Raw genomic sequence first — 19,104 nt, 5'->3', positions numbered from 1 at the left:
GCTCCCTGCCGGGCAGGAGGGCGTCCATGCTTAAGACACTGATAACGGCCGGATGCGTGTTTATCGCAGGGTGTTGTGCGCTGCCGGCACAGGCTGACGTAAACGGCGATCTCAACGGCTTCTTTGGCAGCCTCGGCTACAGCGGCAACGTCACCCAGGCGCAGGCGTGGCAGGGGCAGGCCGCCGGGTACTTCACCGGCGGGTCGGTTTACCTGCGTAACCCGGTCAAGAATGTCCAGCTTATCTCGATGCAGGTGCCCTCCCTGAACGCCGGCTGCGGCGGTATCGATGCCTATCTCGGCTCCTTCTCCATGATCAGCGGTGAAGAAATTCAGCGCTTCGTGAAGCAAATCATGAGCAACGCCCAGGGCTACGCCTTCGATCTCGCGCTGCAGACGATGGTGCCGGAGCTGAAGCAGGCGAAGGACTTCCTGCAGAAGCTGGCCAACGACGTCAACTCCATGAACATGAGTTCGTGTCAGGCCGCGCAGGGCATCATCGGCGGTCTGTGGCCGGTCACCCAGGTCTCCCAGCAGAAAATCTGCCAGGACATTGCCGGCGAAAGCAACATGTTCGCGGACTGGGCAGCCTCCCGTCAGGGATGCACCGTGGGCGGCAAGAGTGACAGTGTGACGAGCCGTGCCAGCGACAAGGACAAGGATCAGGTCCTGAAAAACAAAAACCTTATCTGGGATGCGCTCAGCCGCAACCGGCTTTTTGACAACAACCGCCAGCTGAAAGAGCTGGTCATGAGCGCTGTCGGCTCCATCATCTTCAACAAGGAAGGGCAGGTGACCATCCTGACGCCGCTGGTTGATAACCGCGACCTGGTCAAGGTGCTGATGCGGGGCGGCACGGCGAAGGTGTATGGCTGCGACGAAGAGTCGGTATGCCTGACGCCGGTGGTGGTGGATATCACTGTTCAGGAGCAGAACGGGCTGGTCACGCTGGTGAAAAACCTGATGCTTTCGATGCAGTCGAAACTGGTCAATGACACCCCGCTGTCGGATCAGGAAAAGGGGTTTGTGAACACCACCTCCGTGCCGGTGCTGAAGTATCTCACCAACGCCCAGAGTATGGGCCAGAGCGCGACGTATCTGCTGCAGGTCAGTGACTTCATTGCCCAGGACCTGATGATTCAGTACCTCCAGGAGCTGGTCAAGCAGGCCTCGCTCTCGATGGCCGGGAAAAACTGGCCGGAAGAAGCGGCCTCAAAACTGCGCGACAACGTACTCCATGCGCAGGGACTTCTGGCTGACATGAAACTCCAGTCAGCAGCTGACCAGAATGCGCTGGACGGCATCGACCGCAACATGCAGTACCTGCAGCAGCAGGTCTCAACCATCGTTTCCGGCTCATACCAGAGCAACTACAAGTGGGGGAACCCCTGATGCTTGAAATCTATACAATCTACGGTGGCGGGATGTGGAAGTCTGCGTTTGACGCGGTCGTCGGCATCCTCGGCACCGGGACGTGGAGCACCCTACTGCGTATCGCAGGCACTTTCTCGGTGCTCGGCGTACTGGCAACGTTCACCAGAAGCCGTAACCCGATGGTGTTCGTGCAGTGGCTGGCGATATTCATGCTGATCACCTCTGTGCTGCTTGTGCCGAAACGCTCGGTTCAGATTATTGATATCACCGACCCGGCGGCCGTGTGGGTGACCGATAATGTGCCGGTGGGCCTGGCCGGCATTGCCTCAGTGACAACCGGGATCGGGTACCGGGTTGCGCAGCTTTACGACTACATGATGGCGCGCCCGGACTCGGTGACCTACACCAAAACCGGCATGCTGTTCGGGTCCGGTATCGTGGCGGAAAGCAGCGACATCCAGACGCAGAACCCGGAGCTGGCGCAGATGCTGCCTGACTACGTGGAAAACTGCGTCATCGGCGATATCCTGCTGAACCACAAATACACTGTGAACCAGCTGCTGAACACCACTGACCCGCTGGGGCTTATTACCAGTAACCCCAGCCCGCTGCGGGGAATTTTCAAAACAACGTCGACGAACCGCGAGTTTCTGACCTGTCAGCAGGCCGCGTCGCAGATCCAGACGCTCGCAGGCCAGGACAGTCAGCTGACCAGCCCGACCTTCTCCATGCTCACGCAGCGCATCTTCGGAAACCGGATGAACGGGTCGGTGATGCTGGCCAACGCGATGAATGAAAGTTACGGCTTCTTCTACGCTGGCGGGATGAGTGCGGCGCAGATCATGAAAAACAACGTGACCAACTCTGCCATCCGTCAGGGTATCCGCGGCTTTGCGGCCCGCTCATCGGACACCGCGAACCTGCTGAATCTGGCCACCGAAAGTGCGGCCACGAAGCAGCGCCTCAGCTGGGCGGCAGGGAGCACACTGGCCACGCGGCAGTTACCGTTCCTGCAGTCACTCATGATGCTGATCCTGGTCTGCCTGTTCCCGCTGGTCATCGCGCTGGCAGCGGCAAACCACAGTCTCTTCGGGCTGAACACCCTGAAGCTGTATATCGGCGGGTTTCTGTACTTCCAGATGTGGCCGGTGATGTTCGCCATCCTCAACTACGCCGCGACATTCTGGCTGCAGACAAAAACAGGGGGAACCCCCCTGGTGCTGTCCAACCGGGATGCGGTCGCGCTCCAGCACTCCGATGTCGCCAACCTGGCCGGGTACTGCGCGATGTCGATTCCGGTGCTCTCGTTTTTCCTGACCAAAGGGGCGGCGGCAATGGGATCGCAGCTGGCAGGCAGCGTGATGAGCTCGATGGCGTTTGGCTCTGCCGGCGTGGCCTCCACCACGGCAGACGGCAACTGGTCGTTCAATAATATGTCGATGGACAACCTGAACCAGAACAAGATGGACACCAATATGGTGCAGCGTCTGGGACAGCAGACCTGGCAGGCCGATAACGGCTCAAGCCATACCCTGACCTCCAGTGGGCAGAATGTCATAGATGGCTCCGGTGCCATGTCCAACCTGCCGGTGAACATGCGTCTCAGCCAGCTGGCCAGCTCCGGCTTCCAGGAGCAGGCGCGCATGTCGCAGGTGCAGGCGCAGACGGCACTCGATGGCTACAACCACAGCGTCACCAGTGGCTGGTCACAGCTGGAGCAGGTGACTAAGCAGTCGGGCAGCACGGAAAGTCTCAGCAATGGCAGTGAAAACAGCCAGGCCGTGAATGCCACTCGCGGGGCGAATATGATGTTGTCAGCCGCAGAAAGCTATGCGAAGGCAAACAACATCTCCACACAGCAAGCCTATAACGATCTTATGTCGAAATCACTTGAAGGTAGTGTGAATGCAGGCGCAAGTATGAAAGTCAACAGTGGCGATCAGGCTCTCGGTATGGTTGGAAAATGGACCACGGGAGTCAGTGTTGAAGGGCATGCTGGAGCTGAGGTTAAAGGTACTAAAGGTAGTTCACATGGAACCCAGAACAGTAATTCCAATACGTCAGATATGCGTCATGATAAGAACGGGCAAATGGTTAATGACTTCAAACAGGGCATGGATATGGTGGCCAGCAGCCGTGTTAACGAGTCTGCGAGCCATTCCGAAAGTGCCGGCACCAGTAACGTACAGCAGCTTGCTGCCACGCTTAACGATGCGCAAAGCCAGTACCATCAGTTCACGACCAGTTCGACAAACAGCAACGAGTTCAGCCGTATGGCCACACTTGCTCAGAACGAGAGTGCATCGCTTGATACCAACTACACGCAGGAATTCGTGGACTGGGCTTCCAACCGCTACGGTGACAAGGCGCAGTCCATGCTGACCAGCGCCCCGACTGCGCGGGAGGCCGCGATGGAGTTTGTTAATGAACGCCTCAAGCCTGAAATTATGGGCGACTATGGGCAGGGGCGCAGCGATCTGCAGAGCGGCAATGAGCACGCCGCCTTCAGCGGTGAGCACATCGTCCGCACTGCCGGAGAACCGCAGCCGCTTAATGCCGCAATGTCTTCGCACGGTGGACAGTCTGAAGGCGGTACCTACAGCCCTGCATCCTCCGGCAATCAGCACTTTGCCAGCGAAAGCGGTAATCATTCTGTAATCGGTGGTAATCATGAGGCAGGCAGCGAAACGGGTGGCAGCCAGACCTATCGCAATGAAAGTGGCAGTGCTCCGTTAACAACCGGGCCGCAAGCTGCAGGTTCTGAAATCAGCGGTTACGGGAATACTGAGCATCGCAGTGTGTCAGGTGTTACCACTCCGGGGAGCCATGCACGCGCGAATGGTTCTGAAGAGCCGGTTACGAACAATTATTCAGGCAGATTCAGTGAGTCAGGCAGCAATGAGATACAACGTGGGGGCGGCAATAATACACAGCATCATAATACTGAGCAGCAGACGGGGCACAGCCAGTTAACGTCTCAGAAAACAGGGGGCAATCTTGAAAGCTCAGGCCATCAGGTACGCGGCAGCAAGGTGCCTGGTGAGGATATGCAGACAGCATTCCAGCAAAATCAGTCACGGCTTCAGGAGCAGGCAGGACAGGGCTTTGCGCCACAGGAAGAGATGCAGCAGCGCGTGGCAGCACAAAGATCTGCCAACGAGCAAAATATCAACAAATCTTCCGGGGAAATAGGCAAAAAACAATCCACTGTTCAGGCATCCAGTGATATATTAAAAGGAGAAGAATACAACGCGCAGAGTAAATTTGCTGATGGTTATGAAGGAGAAAAGGCACGTCAGAAATTTATTCCACAGCAGGCTGATTCAGATGATGTTAAAACCAAGCTTGAAGAAATGCGTAAGCAGGCTGGTAATGGAGATTAGCTATGGTAATTACTCAAAGTGATGTAAATGAAGATCTTCGTATGCTGATGCAGGATATAGAAGATGATTCCAGGCCTTTGGTTCGTCCTGTGAAAGCGTTAAAACTCAGCATGGCGTGGCCCTTAAGTTGTGCGCTTTGCTATGCAGTAGTAATTATTCTCGTCGCAATTAAATTCGAGCCATATGTTAATCATTTTGATAACAAAGTGAACGTTATCAATGAATATGGCTTCGCGTTCTTATTCGGTGGAATGAGTATTTTTTTTGCATTATTTATAAGTGCAATGTTATACGGGCCCATGCTGGCTTATCTCACTCTGAGCCAAAGCGTGCGAAAAAAATCCATTATTATTAATAGGTTTAAGCCTCTAGTAATTAAACTTGGACGTTTTTTCTTCATCTGCAATTTGAGCTTGGCAGTTATATGCATTTGGATACCAGACCTTCTGGTTGCTTCTCCTTTTGTATTCATGTTTTCCTTTTTGATTATGCAAGGCATAGTGAGTGCGGAAGCTACTCGCTATGGAGTTGGCTCATTTATGAGTAAACTGACTAAGCTTTCAAAGAAAATATAATATTTTCTAATAAAAGCCATCGAAGACCGGTGGCTTTTTATTTGCCACAACAACTCTCAGTCCCTTCAATACAATCCTAGATTTTCTCTATCTCAAACAATCAAAGATAATAAGGTATTTAAATGAAACTGAATAAAATTGCAGTTTGCGGTCTCGCTTTGTCTGTTTTTGCCCTTAGCGGCTGCGGTGCCATGAGCACAGCGGTTAAAAAGCGTAATCTGGACGTCAGAACACAAATGAGTGAAACCATCTGGCTTGAGCCTGCCTCTGAAAGAACGGTGTATATTCAGGTGCGAAATACGTCGGACAAAGATATGTCGGGGCTGCAGACAAAAATTGCCTCAGAACTCACCGCAAAAGGGTATCAGGTATCAGCCTCTCCGGACGCGGCGTATTTCTGGGTGCAGGCGAACGTGCTCAAGGCCGACAAAATGGATTTACGGCAGTCACAGGGCTTCCTCAGTTCTGGTTACGAAGGAGCAGTGACGGGCGCTGCCCTGGGCGCAGGCATTACGGGTTATAACACCGGCTCCGCTGGCGCAACACTCGGCGCAGGTCTGGCGGCAGGACTTGTCGGCATGGCGGCTGATGCGCTGGTCGAGGACGTCAACTACACGATGGTGACCGATCTGCAAATCTCCGAGCGCAGTAAAGCTGTCGTGACCACAGACAATGTGGCGGCGCTGAAACAGGGCTCATCCGGGGTGAAGCTGCAGAGCAGCACAGAGCAGGGCAACCGGGCGAAATACCAGACCCGTGTGGTATCAAACGCCAACAAGGTTAACCTCAAGTTTGATGAGGCAAAACCGGTGCTCGAGGCGCAGCTGGCCAGGTCCATCGCCGGCATTATGTAACACCGCTTTCCTCTCCGGGCCTCCTGCCCGATTTCACTGTTAACAACGCCTTTCCGGTTCCGCTTTCCTGTCGCGCGCAGCGCTGTCGGGTGCATTGCTGTATCCGGAAGGGCGCAACATGATGAGGAGCAATAGTGTCGGTATATATCCCGTATCGCAGGCCGGGTGGCTCAGAAGACCTTCTGGCGCTGATTGCGCTGGAAAGCGATCTGGTTCATGCCCTGGCCATTATCCGCCAGTCCGGAAGCGTTGAAGAGTATGAGCGGCTGGCGCTTGCGCCGTGGTGGGCCGGGTACGTTATGACCCTGGAGGGCCTGGACGCCAGTTTGTGGGACTCTGAAGCCTGCGCGGATGTGGCGTTGTCTGTCAGACATCTGGCCACTGAAATGGATGAACAGGCGTGGCGGACCGGCATCAGGGACGCAACGTATGAACTTAAACAGCAGGAGGAAGACTGGCATTATCGTTCAGTCTCATCGCCGTAACCCCTTTCTGCATGTCTTTCAGCCCGGCGCGTATGTGCCTTTCTCACCCACAGTGGATATTTCGCTTCCTCACCGGACAAACGGCTGCGCCGGTGTCCGGATTGCGGCGAGCGCTGCGGGTTTTAACGTCAACCTCCTGGAGAATTCTCCCGTGAATAAATCAGCCCTGAATAACGTTATTTCTGCCTGCTTTTTCCTCCTCATGCTTTCCGCATGGACTACGTGGCTCATGCTCCACTATGGCGCAGATGTGCTGCAGTGGATAATGGCAAACTCCACACTGTTCTCCCGCACCCTGGCACTCAGCACATGGCAACCCGAGTGGGCATGGACAAGCCAGCTGAACCTGGTTTGCTGGCTGCTTATTTTCACTACCGGCGGTCTGCTGGCGTCATTGCTGACCAGTCTTGCGCTCCGCACCATCAGTGATGTGCTGACGCTTCTCGCCCGACCGCTTGTGACCGGGTCCCGCAGGATATAGCCCGACAACGCCGGAGAATGTCCCGTCATGATTTCAGAAAACCGACAACCTGACCTGTCCGGGCTACAGAGCCTGATCCATCTTGAAAGCGCGCTGCTGATGGCGGCTTCCTGTCTGAACGTGTTTGGTTCGCTTCCGGATGAGAAGGACAAAACCCACATTGCGTACTGGGCTGGCTACGTATTCACCTTCTATGGTCTGGCATCCCGGGCGGGGCATTCACCCGGTTATACCGATGTGGCCACCGCTGTCCGTTCTGCGGCGGTGAGCATTAACGAACAGGACTGGGAGGACGGATGCCATCAGGCAGAGTTTGAGCTGAGCCAGCTGGCATAGCGCGGTCCTCCCCCGCAGTACCTGGTTAATCAGACCTGTTTCAACCTTTCTTCCCTGATAACGCACATCACCACACCGGTGATGCGATAACGGCCGGACAAAATCTATGAGCTTCAAAGGAAAAAACCTCACACAGGGCGGGCAGATGACCGCCTACCGCTGGCGCATGTTTCTGCAGGTGAACAACTGGATCGGCTACTGGGTATTCCTGTTGTTTGGTGCCATCACGGCATGCCTGTTCTTCTGGCTGACGCCCCAGGAAATGCTGGATAACGGCAGCTGGTACTGGTTTGCACGGGTCAACGAAAGTTTCATCGACCTGATGCCGGCCGGTCAGGGGAAGTTTTATGAGATCCATTACTTCTACGCGCCGACCAGTACCACCATGACGCTCAGAATGACCCTGCAGCAGATGCTGAAAGACCCGTACATGCAGTTCATGGGTGACAGGCTGGCGGGGCATCTGCAGACCGCCGCAGCGATAGCGGGTGTGATCAGCATGGCGGTCTTCGCCGGCGTCGCCTGGTACATCGCGCGGATTGGTAAACAGGAGAGCGAGGACGAATACCTCTCCGGCATGAAACTCACCGAGTTCGCACCGGAAGTCAATGCCCTGCTGCGTAAAAATGGCGAGCTGTCAGATTTGCGTGTAGGCGACCTGCACCTGGTTAAAAACGCCGAAGTGATGAATTTCCTCATACACGGCACCATCGGGGTGGGTAAGTCCACCGCAATCCGCTGGCTGCTGGATATCATCCGCCGGCGCGGCGATCGCGCCATCATTTACGATTCCGGCTGTACCTTCATTGAGACCCACTACAACCCGGACAGGGATTTCATCCTCAACCCGCACGATGAGCGCTGCGCCAACTGGCAGCTGTGGGAAGAGTGCGTGGATGTTATCGACTTTGAAAACTTTGCAACCAGCCTCATCCCCGTGGAAGGTGAGTCCGATCCGTTCTGGGTCTCCAGTTCCCGGACGATTGCCTCGGACCTTGCCATCCGCATGTCAGCAGATCCTGAGCGCAGTATCGAGAAATTCCTCAAAACGCTTCTGTCACTGAGCATGAAAAGCCTGCGCGAGTATCTGGCCAACACGCCGGCGGCGAACCTGGTCGAAGAGAAAATCGAGAAAACGGCCATTTCCATCCGCTCGGTCGTCACCAACTACGCCAAGGCGCTGCGGTTTCTCCAGGGGCTGGATGACGGCACGCGGCCTTCATTCACTATCCGTAACTGGATGACCAGCGAGCAGTACAGCGACAGCTGGCTGTTTATCTCCACCCAGGCCCGTCACCGCAAAAGCGTGCGCCCGCTGATTTCGATGTGGATGTCGATGGCCACCCTCTACCTGCAGAGCATGGGGGAGAACGCCGACCGCCGGGTGTGGTTCATTATGGATGAAGCGCCAAGCCTTCAGCGCATCCCCCAGTTTGAGGAGACGCTGGCGGAAGGGCGCAAGTTCGGTGGCTGTTTTGTCATCGGTATCCAGAACATGCCGCAGCTTATCAACTCGTATGGCCGCGAGGTGGCCAAAGCGATTTTTGACCTGCTCAACACGCGCATGTATGGCCGCTCACCGAGTGCAGAGGTGGCGAAAATGGTTGAGGAGGAGCTGGGGAATCAGCGACGCCGCGAGGCGCGCGAGCAGAACTCCTACGGCCTCGATCAGGTGCGTGACGGGATATCCCTGGGCAAGGACAAGGTCAGCCAGCCCATCGTTGATTATGAAGACGTCATGCAGCTGCGTAACCTGAAGTTTTATGTGCGGCTCCCGGGCGAATACCCGGTGGTGAAGCTGGCGCTGAAGTACCGCAACATCAAAAAAATAAACACCGCATTGCAGGAGCGCAATATCCGTGACGCCCTCAGCCCCGAGCTGGAGAAGGTCATTCGGGAGAACGAGCGCGATGCGGCCCTGGCCGGCCTGGTATTCCCGACCGGGGAAGAGCACCTGGAAAAAGCGGCGGCACAACCACAGGCACAGCCGTCAGGTCAGCCGGTCAGTCCGGCTCCTGCTGCCACGCCATCACAGCGGGTCCAGCCAGCCCGCAAGGACGCCGTACAGCCTCCGGCCGCAGAATCTGTTAACGCTGCTCCGCTACAGGTTACACGTCCTGAACCATACCAGCCCCGGCGTCCGGGTGTTGCCCATCTTCGTTCGGTTCCTGCAGAGACACCGCCGGAGAACCCGGCGACAGAGGCTGTTAATGATGCCCCCACAGCAATAAAGCCGTCTCCATTGCCAAAAACACCTTTGCACGAAACGCCTGCTTCTGCCTCCCCGGTAGAACTGCTGAACCGAATGCGTCGTAAGCCACTCGATGCTGATGCTGCAGAGAGTAATGAGAGTGAAGGCGGCGGAGAGGCACAGGAACTCAGGATGCAGGTCACGCAGCTGGAAAACGGCGGGCTGGAGCTGAAGACCACCGGCCAGCCCGGAACCGCGTCCGGACACCACAACGAAGACGGGAATACCCGCCAGCGGATGGAGCGCGAAGAGGAATATATCCTCGTTAACCGCCACCCCGAAGACCCCGGCTTTGATGAAGCCGATTCTGAACGCGATTATGACGGAGAACCCGAACGATGATGTCACCCGCCCCCATCGTGTCTGCCGGTGATGCGGCAGGCTACTACAGCAATAAAGACAACTACTATTTCCTCGGGCAGCTGGAGAGCGAATGGCTGGGTGAGGGGGCCAGCGCGCTGGGGCTGGAGGGGCCGGTGCGCAGCGACCAACTGACGGCCGTGCTCGAGGGCCGCCTGCCTGACGGCTCCCGGCTCGGTAAGGAGGTCAACGGTATCCACTCCCATCGCCCCGGCCATGACCTGACTTTCTCGGCACCGAAAAGTGTCTCCATCCTCGCCCTGGTGGGCGGGGATAAAGCCATGCTGGAAGCGCATCAGTACGCTGTGCGTGTGGCGGCAGGCTACGTTGAAAAACTGATCTCCGCGCGCGAAACCGTGGACGGCAAAACCTCCATCATCCCCACCGGGAAAATGGTGGCCGCGCTCTACACGCACGACACGTCCCGTAACCTCGATCCGCAACTGCACACGCACATGCTGGTTGCCAACATGACGGAGCTGAACGGCAAATGGAAGGCGCTGGCCACGGACTACATCCACAACGCCGGCTTTATCGAGACGGTGATGAAAATGCAGGTCACGCTGGGAAAACTTTACCGTACCGCGCTGCGTGAGCGCGTGGAAACCCTGGGGCATGAAATTGAGGAAGTCGGGCCACACGGGATGTGGGAAATTAAGGCCGTGCCGGAAGAGGTCCGGGAAGGGTATTCCTCGCGCGGCCGGGAAGTGCGTGGTGCCGTCGGTGCCGAGGCCACGCTGAAAAGCCTCGATATCGCCGCCAAGAACACCCGTAAAGCCAAAGTTGATCCCTCCCGTCTTCGCCTGATGGAGCGCTGGCAGACCCAGATGAAAGAGAAGGGCTGGGATATGAAAGCCTACCAGGACAGCGTGGTGCCGCGCGATGCGCCGGACGCCGGGGCGGTGGCCATCCCTGCAGCACACCGGCAACCCGTTCGTGACACCACGCAACCGGACGCAACGAAAGCGCCGTCGCCGGCAGAACGGCCTGCCCGTGATGAGCAGGCGACACGCAGTAACGGGCAGCGCGACGCGGAACAACCGGCCCGATCTGCAGAAGGGCGTGACCCGGCTGAGCCTGTGCCGGCACGCAGTATTCCGGCGCGGGACAACGCACCGGCGAGCGCAGGGCGGGGCGGGAGCGTGAAAACGGCCGATTCGCAGCAGCCCGACGTCCGTCAGGAGGTGACGGATGCCGTGCGCATGGCGGTCTCGCAACTGAGCGACAGCAAAACCCGGTTTACCTGGGGGGAACTGCTGCTGAGCACCACCGAGTTCAGCGACAAAATACCCGACGTGAAAGAAATCAAGCTGGCGCTGGATGAGGCGCTGAAGGAGGGGCTGATTGTGCCGCTTGATGCGGAGAAAGGCGTGTTCACCTCCCGCCATCACCTGCTCGATGAGCTCTCCATTCAGGCGCTGGGAAAGGAGCACCTCAGCGAAACGCACGTCGTCAGCTTTACCCGTCCGGCACAATACGCACCGCCCGCCCTTGAGCCTGTTGAGAAGGACGCCCTGGTGCTGATGAATGCCCCGAAGGGCGTGGCAGGTATCCGTGAACTGACGGAGCAGCTGGCCGGCATCTCTGCCGCGCATGGCCGCGAAGTAAAGGTGCTGGCCAGCTCGGCTGAACGTGCCATTTCACTGGCAAAATCAGACGTGCTGCGGGAACACATCACCGGGCGCCAGCAGCTGCTGAAGGGAGAACTGAGCCTGCGGCCACAGAGCACGCTCATTATTGAGGGGGCAGAGCGTCTGGGGCTGAAGGAAACGCTGATCCTGCTGGGTGAGGCGCGGGAAAAAGACGCCCAGCTGGTCTTTCTCGACAGCGCGGGGCGTCAGGCGAACGGGAATGCCATGTCCGTGCTGGAATCTGCCGGCGTGAGGCGCAGCCGCCGCACGGAGCCGTCTCCGGGTCTTGAGGCGGAGGTGGTCAGCATTGCTGACAAGCGCGATCGGTACAGTGCGCTGGCCACCCGCTTTGCGGAGCTGAATCCCGGCACGGAGCCGGTGACGGCAGTGGTGATTGGGCAGCGCGAGCAGAAGCAGCTGACCGGCCTTATCCGCGATGCCCTGCAGAACGCGGGGCAGCTTGAGCGTGACGGTGTCACCATTGAGGCGCGCACCCCGGTCTGGCTGGACAGCAAAACCCGCCGGATGACCGGCTCTTACCGTGCCGGTCAGGTACTGGAGGACCGCACGGAGCGTGAAGCCCGGCACTTCATTATCGACAGGGTGCATGAGGAGACCCGGATGCTGTCGCTTATCGACAGCGATGGGGTACTGGTCAGACAGAAAATCAGCAACCTGACCGCCGACTGGCGACTCTTCAACAGCGAGCAGCTGCACGTTGCCGGCGGCGACAAACTGATTGCGCTGGCCGCCGACCGCAGTGCAGGCCTGAAGGCAAAAGACAGGCTGATCGTGACCGGCATCAGCCCGGAGGGGATCGGGGTCATGCGGGACGGAAAGGCCGTCACGCTGCCGGCAGACAGGCCGCTGTATGTGACCCACGGCTACGTGGCCGGGCCGGGCAACCGTGACAACGACACCGGCGTGGTACTGGCCGCCCTCAATTCGCGGGATATCTCTGCCCGGACCATGAACTCCCTGGCGCAGTCCGGGAGCCGCGCGGAGATATTTACGGCCGAGACCCAGGACCGGGCGGAGGCACGGCTGCAGCGAATGCGTGTCGACAGCTCGCCGGTGCAGCTTGTGACGACACTCAGCGGTGAGGCCGACATCAGCAGCGCCGTCCGGACACTTCATGCCGGTGTGCTGAGTGACGCCGCGCTGGCGGTCCGGCGTGCCATTGCCGATCAGCAGTCCGTCACCCTCAACGAGCTGAAGCTGGCTGAGGCCGCGACGGCGTTTCATCCGGGTCTGACGGAAGTGACGCGTGAAATCAGTGCGATGATCAAAAACGGCGATCTGATCCGCGTCCCGAACAAAACAGAGCCCCTGCTGGTTGCCCGTGCGACCTGGGAGATGGAGAAAACCATCATCGGCGCCATTGTCGCGGGCAAGGACACCCAGTTGCCCCTGATGGAACAGGTGGATAATGCCCTGCCCGACGGCCTGACGCAGGGGCAGAAGGCGGCGGCGCAGCTGGTCCTCAACAGCCGGGATCAGTTTACCGGTATACAGGGGTATGCCGGGGTGGGGAAAACCACCCAGGTGCGCGCGGTGAAAAGCGCACTCGACACGCTGCCGGCATCCGCTCGTCCCGCACTGCATGGCCTTGCACCGACGCACCAGGCGGTGAAGGAGCTGCGTGCGGTGGGGATCGAGGCGCAGACGGTCAAATCCTTCCTCGTCGGGTATGACCAGATGAAGGCCGCCGGCGAAAAGCCCGACTTCAGCAACCGCGTGTTCCTTATTGATGAATCCTCGATGCTGGGCAACCAGGACACTGCCGCCGCGTATCTGGCCATTCAGGCCGGCGGGGGGCGGGGCGTGTCGATGGGCGACATCGATCAGTTTGAATCCCCGGAATCAGGGGCACCGTTCAGGCTGGTTCAGGAGCGCAGCCCGATGGATGTGGCCATCATGAAACAGATTGTCCGCCAGAAGGAAGTCAACCTGCGTGACGCGGTGCATGACGTCATTGATAACCGCATCGATGCCGCGCTTGAGCGGCTGAAGCATCAGCCTGCTGATCTCGTTGCCCGTCAGGAACCGGACTGGCAGCCCCCCGCTGAGGGACTGGCGGAGTCAGACAACCCGGTCAGTGACCTGGTGGCTGACTGGCTCAGCCGCACGCCGAAGGCACGGGACGAAACGCTGATTATTGCCCAGCTGAACGACGATCGCGCGGCCATTAACCGGGAGATTTTTGACGCACTGGACGCGCGTGAGGAGCTGGGTCAGAAAAAAATCAGCGTGCCGGTGCTGGAAAAAATTAAGCATACCCGGCATGAGTTCAACAAGCTGGCGGCCTGGGAGGCGGGGATGGTGCTGAAGCGCGGCGACACCTATCAGGATGTGGTGGCCGTCGATTATAACGGCTCGCTTGTTACCGTCCGGAACGAGAATGACCGGATCGCGATGGTGTCACCCCGCGAGCTGCTCACCGGCGACGTGGAGCTGTTTAAACGCAGCGAAAAAATACTCGCAGCGGGTGCCGTGGTGCGCTTCACCGTCACCGACCGTAACCGGGGTCAGGCTGCCAACCAGAAATTTACCGTTGAGAAGGTGACCGACAGCGGGGACATCGTGCTGCAGGGCGCGGACGGGAAAAAAACCATTAATCCCTCGCAGGTCAGGGCCGAACAGCATCTGGATTATGCCTGGGCCATCACAGGCTATGGGGCACAGGGTGCCAGTGAGGGGGCGGTACTGGCCCTGGAAGGGACGGAGGGAAGCCGCCAGGCGATGGCCCACAAACGTGCCTTTTACATTTCGTTATCGCGTGCAAAACAGCATGTGCAGGTCTACACGGACGGGACGGAAAAGTGGGTCAAAAGCATCAAGCGAACCGAGTACGATCTGAAGACGGCGCACGATGCCCTCAGCCCGCAGACAGAGCGCAAACAGGCGAAGGTCATCTGGGCGATGGGACAGCCTGTCGGAAAAACCGCGATAGGGCGCGCGTGGTCGCGGCATGAGGCGATGGGAGAGCATAACCTCACCGCAAGAGTGCTCCCGGCCACCCGGCGTTTCCCGGACCCGTCCCTGGCGCTGCCCCTGTATGACAACAACGGTCGCAGCGCCGGACTGGCGCTCGTCTCGCTGGTAGCCAGTGACACCGGTCGCCTGATGCGGGGTGACGTGCGTATGGTGGCCACCCAGGGCGCGACCGGGGCAGTCATGCAGCGCAGCCGCAGCGGGAACACCCATGTGGTACGCACGGCCGACGAGGCGTTTAAAGCGGTCAGGGAACACCCCGGGGACGGCGTGGTGTGGCAGACCGGCGACGAGAAGCCTTCACCGTGGATGCTGAAAGTCAGCCAGGGCGCAGCCCTGTCAGAAGAGGCTGCCCGTGCACAGACGATCAGGCTTGCTGAGTCAGAGGCCGTGACGGTGCCGGCAACCGCCCCCGCGCGTGACGATGAACCTGTTCCTGCCCGTGCCATTGAGCAGGCCATACAGGAACTGCGGGGACGCGATGAATATGCGATTGCAGAGGCACAGCGTCAGCAGGAGATGCAGGCGTATGAAGAGTACCAGAGCCGTATTGTGCTGCCTGAAGAAGAAAGTGTCGCGGATATTCGTCTCAGTATGAAAGACGACGCCACACAGGAGCGCCAGCCCGCACCTGACGGGAAGGACATTGCGCGCGTTGCCGGCGAGGAGCGCGAACATCAGGCGGATAAAGCGCGTACCGGCCCGCTGCCGGCACTGTCGCAGGATAAAGCAACCGGCGAGCGTGCCGTTGCCGGGCAGGTGGCCCGGGATCTTGCTGAGCAGCAGCGTGACATGCCGCTGCCACGCGAAATGCCTGAGCGCGGACGTGAGACAGAGCATCAGGAGCACGCCCCGCCACGCACCATTCAGAAAGAACGTTAATCAGGAGAGCACACGTGAACGTAAGAAAGGCAACAGCATCATTAGTTACAACAATCATATTATCTGTTTTCACCCCACTCCATGCAGCACCTGCACCGGCCTTCACGCCAGAGCAGGAAGCCCGCATCGGGGAAATAGCCGCTAATTATCTGCTGGCACACCCGGAAGTCCTGGTGCAGGTCAGCCAGAAGCTGCAGCAACAACAGCATGCGCGTGAACAGCTGGCCATGAGCCTGAAAGTCATGGATAACCAGGCGGCACTGCTCAGGGATGCTGACACGCCGGTGACCGGCCCGGCCGGTGCGAAAGTCGCCGTGATTGAGTTCTTCGACTATCAGTGTGTGTTCTGCAGCAGACTGGCGCCGGGGATGGAGCAGGTGATGAAAGCCCGCCCTGACGTACGTTACATCTTCAAGGAATGGCCGATATTTGCACCGAAGTGGGAGACGTCGTCCCTGGCGGCGCAGTACGGTATCGGGGTCTGGAAAGCGAAAGGCGCAGCTGGGTACCTGACCTACCACAACGGGATATATCACACGGGGCACATCGAGGGTGACCTGACGAGAGAGGATATTAAGGCGGCAGCTCACGCCGCCGGCGTGGATACGCTGAACGTCGTGGACCATGCCCCTGTCCTGGAAAAAAACGATGCGCTCGCGCAGGCGCTGGGGCTCACGGGTACGCCAGGCCTGATTGTGATGCCGGTGGAGAAGGCCTCACCTGACACCATCACTGTGTTTGCCGGGCTGGCGTCACCGGAGCAGATTCTGGCGGCGATCGAGAAAGCACAGCACTGACGCGCCCGGCCCGGCAAAACAGGATTTTGATTTTTCTCCAGGGAGCAGGCATGACAGCATTACTAACGGGATTAATAATTACGGATGAAAATATTTTGCGAGGTTCATTGCATGTTTGCCGTTCCGGAACTATTTTATGAAAGTTGTACAACCTGCCTGCATATGTGGTTGCCGGGCCCGGTAACGGGTAAGGCTCTTCTGAGAGTTAACCAATGAACACAATGACAGCCATATCACAAGACGCTCTGCACGGTAATCTGCATGCATTTGATGCAGAGCAGCAGGTTATCAGTGAGATAACCTTTGCCCTCCAGAGTGCAAAAACGGTGGTCACCAACAAGGACCTCATTCTGGCGCTGGTTGCGCAGCTGGAAACAGAAACGGATGTCATCCGGAATGATATTCTGCGTAACGCCCTTGAGATGATTGTCCACCGCACACCTGATGACCTTTAGTTTTTCAGTCTGATTTCCTGAGTTGTTTGCCATTACCTCCGGGAAACCGGAGGTTTTTTTCAGTGCAGTGCGTCATCTTCGGATGAGTCCCGTGTCTGAAAATAGTGTTCACCTGCGTCACTCTCCTGTTTTCCTTCATTCATTCTGGCCCTGACGTCTGATGACGCGGTGTCGAGGGCGTTTCGCACAGCCTCGCTGCTGGCCTGACTTTTCATAGCCGCCAGTTCATGCAGTAAGGTGGTAAAGGATATATCCTCACCGCTGTTCAGCAACGCTATCACAGCCTGACCAATAAGCTCGCCAGCAAGAGCCTCATTTCTGTCATGGTTCATGCCAGGTTCCTCCTTCATCATGGTTCCGGTCCGTACAGCATGAGGCCGGTGGTGAGCCAGAATGTTTCTCATCTGTGATTATCATGGATCAGATCAGTTTTCGTGACAACAGTCTTAATGCCTGACGGCAGGCCGCTCTGTCCTGGTTGTTGCGGGCCTGTTTTTCCCACAGCAGTACCAGTGTATACAGCGACTGCGGGCTCGCCCGCCGCCCCTGCTTCAGCAGATTCACTGCCGCTGCACCAATAATTTGCTTCGCCATATCGGGAAGGTCATGAACATTCCCGTCAGCGTGTTCTTCCACGCATTCATCCACACAGGCTCCTTTTCTGGTTATCCGGCTACATCTGCTCCGGGTGACGGAGGGTCCCTGCTGGTATATTCCGGGTTGAAAAATATCAGCGCAGACAGACCGCCCTTGACATAAGTGAGGGCAGACATCATGGCCGCGCGTCGGTGAATACGGGGCTCCCCGTCTGGCATAATACTGAGTTGCCGCGTAAGTGAGGCTTCTGTGACCGGCGTATTGCCGACGATGAGGCCAGAAACGGCACTTCCCGGGACTGCATTACCGCAACACCGGCTCCCGTTTATTCCGGCGCCCAAAAAGACTCCTGCGGCAGGTGCTGCACAGTGAGGCTTCAGAGTGAAGAGTCCGACTGCAGCAGCATCCGGAGAAGCGTCCCGTACACCACTGTATCACCTGTATCAGGACCACACTCCATAAGCAGTGCCAGCTGCAGACTCAGCGTATAGCGGGTTACCGTCTGTCCGGCTCGTAACATATCCGTGACAACCTGCCCCAGAAGGCACTCCTGTTGTACACGAAATATTTCTGAAGGACACTCACCTACAGACAGAGCATTGATTTTATTCTGAGCCATTTGAGCATCCTTCCCCCGCAGTCAAAATTAACGAGACGCTGAGACAGTGTAGAGAAAATGTATGTTGATAGCCAGAGAGCAAGTCCTGACTGAACAGGGCACGTTCCTGTGCCTTTAATAGACGCATCAGTGTTTTCGGTGCGCCACTCAGCCATCACTGGCCTTATCAGGATAATTTTCCTTCACCTTATCACTGTTATCTTCCTGATTAGCGCTGGTCCGGGCGTGCCCCTCTGTCTGACGGGCATTGCCAATACTGACGACATTGCCCGGACGAACCGGGGCGGGCGGGTGTATCGACTGCAGTATTCCGCGGGCCTGCCACAGGCTGACCAGATGTTCTTCATCGGCTTCCTTCTCAGCCAGGCATCCGAGCATATATATCAGAGATTCACGGGTGATCTCTTCCTCACTGAAGATATGACTGATTACGGCTTCGCCAATGGCACTGTAGCCTTTTTTATCTTCATCAGAAATTGACACCAATATATTCCTCCTCTTGTCAGGTGCAGGGTGCTGAGCCCCATGAGTTAAATTTAAAACCGGAAATGCTGTCTGCATATTAATTATAAAAGCCGGTAATGCCGGTATTTTTCTTTTGAGAAATTTCCGTAAATTAATATAATTTCAGTTTCAGTTTCAGTTTCAGTTTCAGTGTTTTTGTTAATTTAATAAATTCATTGCTTTAAGATATGTTCTCTGAGGGGATAATAATCATGATGCTGGCTGGGTTGTGGAAGGTGTTAATAAAACTATACGATAAATTGCCCTGAAATCAGAGAGAAAAGGAGGGGGTATTTACCGCTTCGAATGTCCTGTTAATATTCAGGAATATCTGAACTATCCGTATGATTATATCAGAGATGTTTCCTGTTAATCAGTATTTTTCCATGCACCGGACGGTACCTTGTCCCATAGACGCTGGTGCGTCAGTTCCGCCCGCCGGTGGTCTGAGCCACTCCTCATCGTGTCAAGCTCCTGGCCTGTGAGTTTATCCCGCAAACGCTAAAATACTCTCTCCAGCGTGTCTG

At 57.2% G+C, this 19,104-nt stretch carries 15 protein-coding genes; 11 read left to right on the top strand and 4 right to left on the bottom strand.

Going from position 1 to position 19,104, the window contains the following annotated elements; all coding sequences use genetic code 11:
- Positions 1 to 26: 26 nt before the first annotated feature.
- The 11 genes from traH to IAE50_RS21495 all read left to right on the top strand — a co-directional run bounded on the left by traH (position 27) and on the right by IAE50_RS21495 (position 16,857).
- Entirely contained in the window at positions 27 to 1,391 is a 1,365-nt protein-coding gene (traH, locus tag IAE50_RS21545; RefSeq protein WP_200581241.1) for a conjugal transfer pilus assembly protein TraH, read from the top strand.
- Entirely contained in the window at positions 1,391 to 4,756 is a 3,366-nt protein-coding gene (gene traG, locus IAE50_RS21540; protein ID WP_200581240.1) for a conjugal transfer mating-pair stabilization protein TraG, read from the top strand. The genes traH and traG overlap by 1 nt, the downstream gene beginning before the upstream one ends.
- A 2-nt stretch (positions 4,757 to 4,758) precedes the next feature.
- Positions 4,759 to 5,331, top strand: coding sequence for a hypothetical protein (locus tag IAE50_RS21535; protein ID WP_200581239.1), 573 nt, complete (start codon positions 4,759 to 4,761; stop codon positions 5,329 to 5,331).
- 122 nt (positions 5,332 to 5,453) lie between these two features.
- Positions 5,454 to 6,185: a complement resistance protein TraT gene (gene traT / locus IAE50_RS21530; RefSeq protein WP_200581238.1), complete on the top strand. Its 732-nt coding sequence runs from the start codon at positions 5,454 to 5,456 to the stop codon at positions 6,183 to 6,185.
- Between the two features lie 134 nt (positions 6,186 to 6,319).
- Positions 6,320 to 6,670: a hypothetical protein gene (locus IAE50_RS21525; RefSeq protein ID WP_200581237.1), complete on the top strand. Its 351-nt coding sequence runs from the start codon at positions 6,320 to 6,322 to the stop codon at positions 6,668 to 6,670.
- Positions 6,615 to 7,151 (top strand): hypothetical protein, encoded by a 537-nt coding sequence (locus IAE50_RS26145; protein WP_234467280.1) that lies wholly within the window; start codon positions 6,615 to 6,617, stop codon positions 7,149 to 7,151. Before IAE50_RS21525 ends, IAE50_RS26145 begins: the two co-directional genes overlap by 56 nt.
- Before the next feature lie 27 nt (positions 7,152 to 7,178).
- The gene (locus IAE50_RS21515) at positions 7,179 to 7,487 is read left to right on the top strand and encodes a hypothetical protein (protein WP_200581236.1); all 309 of its coding nucleotides are present in this window, start codon (positions 7,179 to 7,181) and stop codon (positions 7,485 to 7,487) included.
- A 106-nt stretch (positions 7,488 to 7,593) separates the two neighbouring features.
- Positions 7,594 to 10,080, top strand: a complete 2,487-nt coding sequence (gene traD / locus IAE50_RS21510) for a type IV conjugative transfer system coupling protein TraD (protein ID WP_200581235.1) — start codon at positions 7,594 to 7,596, stop codon at positions 10,078 to 10,080.
- A complete protein-coding gene (gene mobF, locus IAE50_RS21505; RefSeq protein ID WP_200581234.1) occupies positions 10,077 to 15,605 on the top strand; it encodes a MobF family relaxase in 5,529 nt (1,842 codons plus the stop codon). Before traD ends, mobF begins: the two co-directional genes overlap by 4 nt.
- Before the next feature lie 14 nt (positions 15,606 to 15,619).
- On the top strand, positions 15,620 to 16,402 hold the full coding sequence (locus IAE50_RS21500; RefSeq protein ID WP_200581233.1) for a DsbA family protein: 783 nt from the start codon (positions 15,620 to 15,622) through the stop codon (positions 16,400 to 16,402).
- Positions 16,403 to 16,614: 212 nt separating this feature from the next.
- Entirely contained in the window at positions 16,615 to 16,857 is a 243-nt protein-coding gene (locus tag IAE50_RS21495; protein ID WP_200581232.1) for a biofilm development regulator YmgB/AriR family protein, read from the top strand.
- A 59-nt stretch (positions 16,858 to 16,916) separates the two neighbouring features.
- Here the strand turns inward: IAE50_RS21495 and IAE50_RS21490 are convergent, their stop codons facing one another.
- The 4 genes from IAE50_RS21490 to IAE50_RS26140 all read right to left on the bottom strand — a co-directional run bounded on the left by IAE50_RS21490 (position 16,917) and on the right by IAE50_RS26140 (position 19,075).
- A complete protein-coding gene (locus IAE50_RS21490; RefSeq protein WP_200581231.1) occupies positions 16,917 to 17,210 on the bottom strand; it encodes a hypothetical protein in 294 nt (97 codons plus the stop codon).
- 67 nt (positions 17,211 to 17,277) lie between these two features.
- Entirely contained in the window at positions 17,278 to 17,505 is a 228-nt protein-coding gene (locus tag IAE50_RS21485) for a hypothetical protein (protein ID WP_200581230.1), read from the bottom strand.
- 715 nt (positions 17,506 to 18,220) lie between these two features.
- On the bottom strand, positions 18,221 to 18,556 hold the full coding sequence (locus IAE50_RS21480) for a hypothetical protein (protein WP_200581229.1): 336 nt from the start codon (positions 18,554 to 18,556) through the stop codon (positions 18,221 to 18,223).
- Between the two features lie 390 nt (positions 18,557 to 18,946).
- Positions 18,947 to 19,075, bottom strand: coding sequence for an Hha/YmoA family nucleoid-associated regulatory protein (locus IAE50_RS26140; protein WP_255563714.1), 129 nt, complete (start codon positions 19,073 to 19,075; stop codon positions 18,947 to 18,949).
- Between the last annotated feature and the right edge of the window lie 29 nt (positions 19,076 to 19,104).

It is taken from the genome of Kosakonia sp. S42, assembly GCF_016624785.1.
Taxonomy (GTDB): Bacteria; Pseudomonadota; Gammaproteobacteria; order Enterobacterales; family Enterobacteriaceae; genus Kosakonia; species Kosakonia cowanii.
Note: the sequence above shows the minus strand (reverse complement) of the source record. Positions and strands in the feature narration are given on the sequence as shown.

Coding starts and splice junctions, on each gene's coding strand:
- traH (WP_200581241.1), top strand. CDS start 27: ATGCTTAAGACACTGATAACGGCCGGATGCGTGTTTATCGCAGGGTGT.
- traG (WP_200581240.1), top strand. CDS start 1,391: ATGCTTGAAATCTATACAATCTACGGTGGCGGGATGTGGAAGTCTGCG.
- IAE50_RS21535 (WP_200581239.1), top strand. CDS start 4,759: ATGGTAATTACTCAAAGTGATGTAAATGAAGATCTTCGTATGCTGATG.
- traT (WP_200581238.1), top strand. CDS start 5,454: ATGAAACTGAATAAAATTGCAGTTTGCGGTCTCGCTTTGTCTGTTTTT.
- IAE50_RS26145 (WP_234467280.1), top strand. CDS start 6,615: ATGAACTTAAACAGCAGGAGGAAGACTGGCATTATCGTTCAGTCTCAT.
- IAE50_RS21515 (WP_200581236.1), top strand. CDS start 7,179: ATGATTTCAGAAAACCGACAACCTGACCTGTCCGGGCTACAGAGCCTG.
- traD (WP_200581235.1), top strand. CDS start 7,594: ATGAGCTTCAAAGGAAAAAACCTCACACAGGGCGGGCAGATGACCGCC.
- mobF (WP_200581234.1), top strand. CDS start 10,077: ATGATGTCACCCGCCCCCATCGTGTCTGCCGGTGATGCGGCAGGCTAC.
- IAE50_RS21495 (WP_200581232.1), top strand. CDS start 16,615: ATGAACACAATGACAGCCATATCACAAGACGCTCTGCACGGTAATCTG.
- IAE50_RS21490 (WP_200581231.1), bottom strand. CDS start 17,210: ATGATGAAGGAGGAACCTGGCATGAACCATGACAGAAATGAGGCTCTT.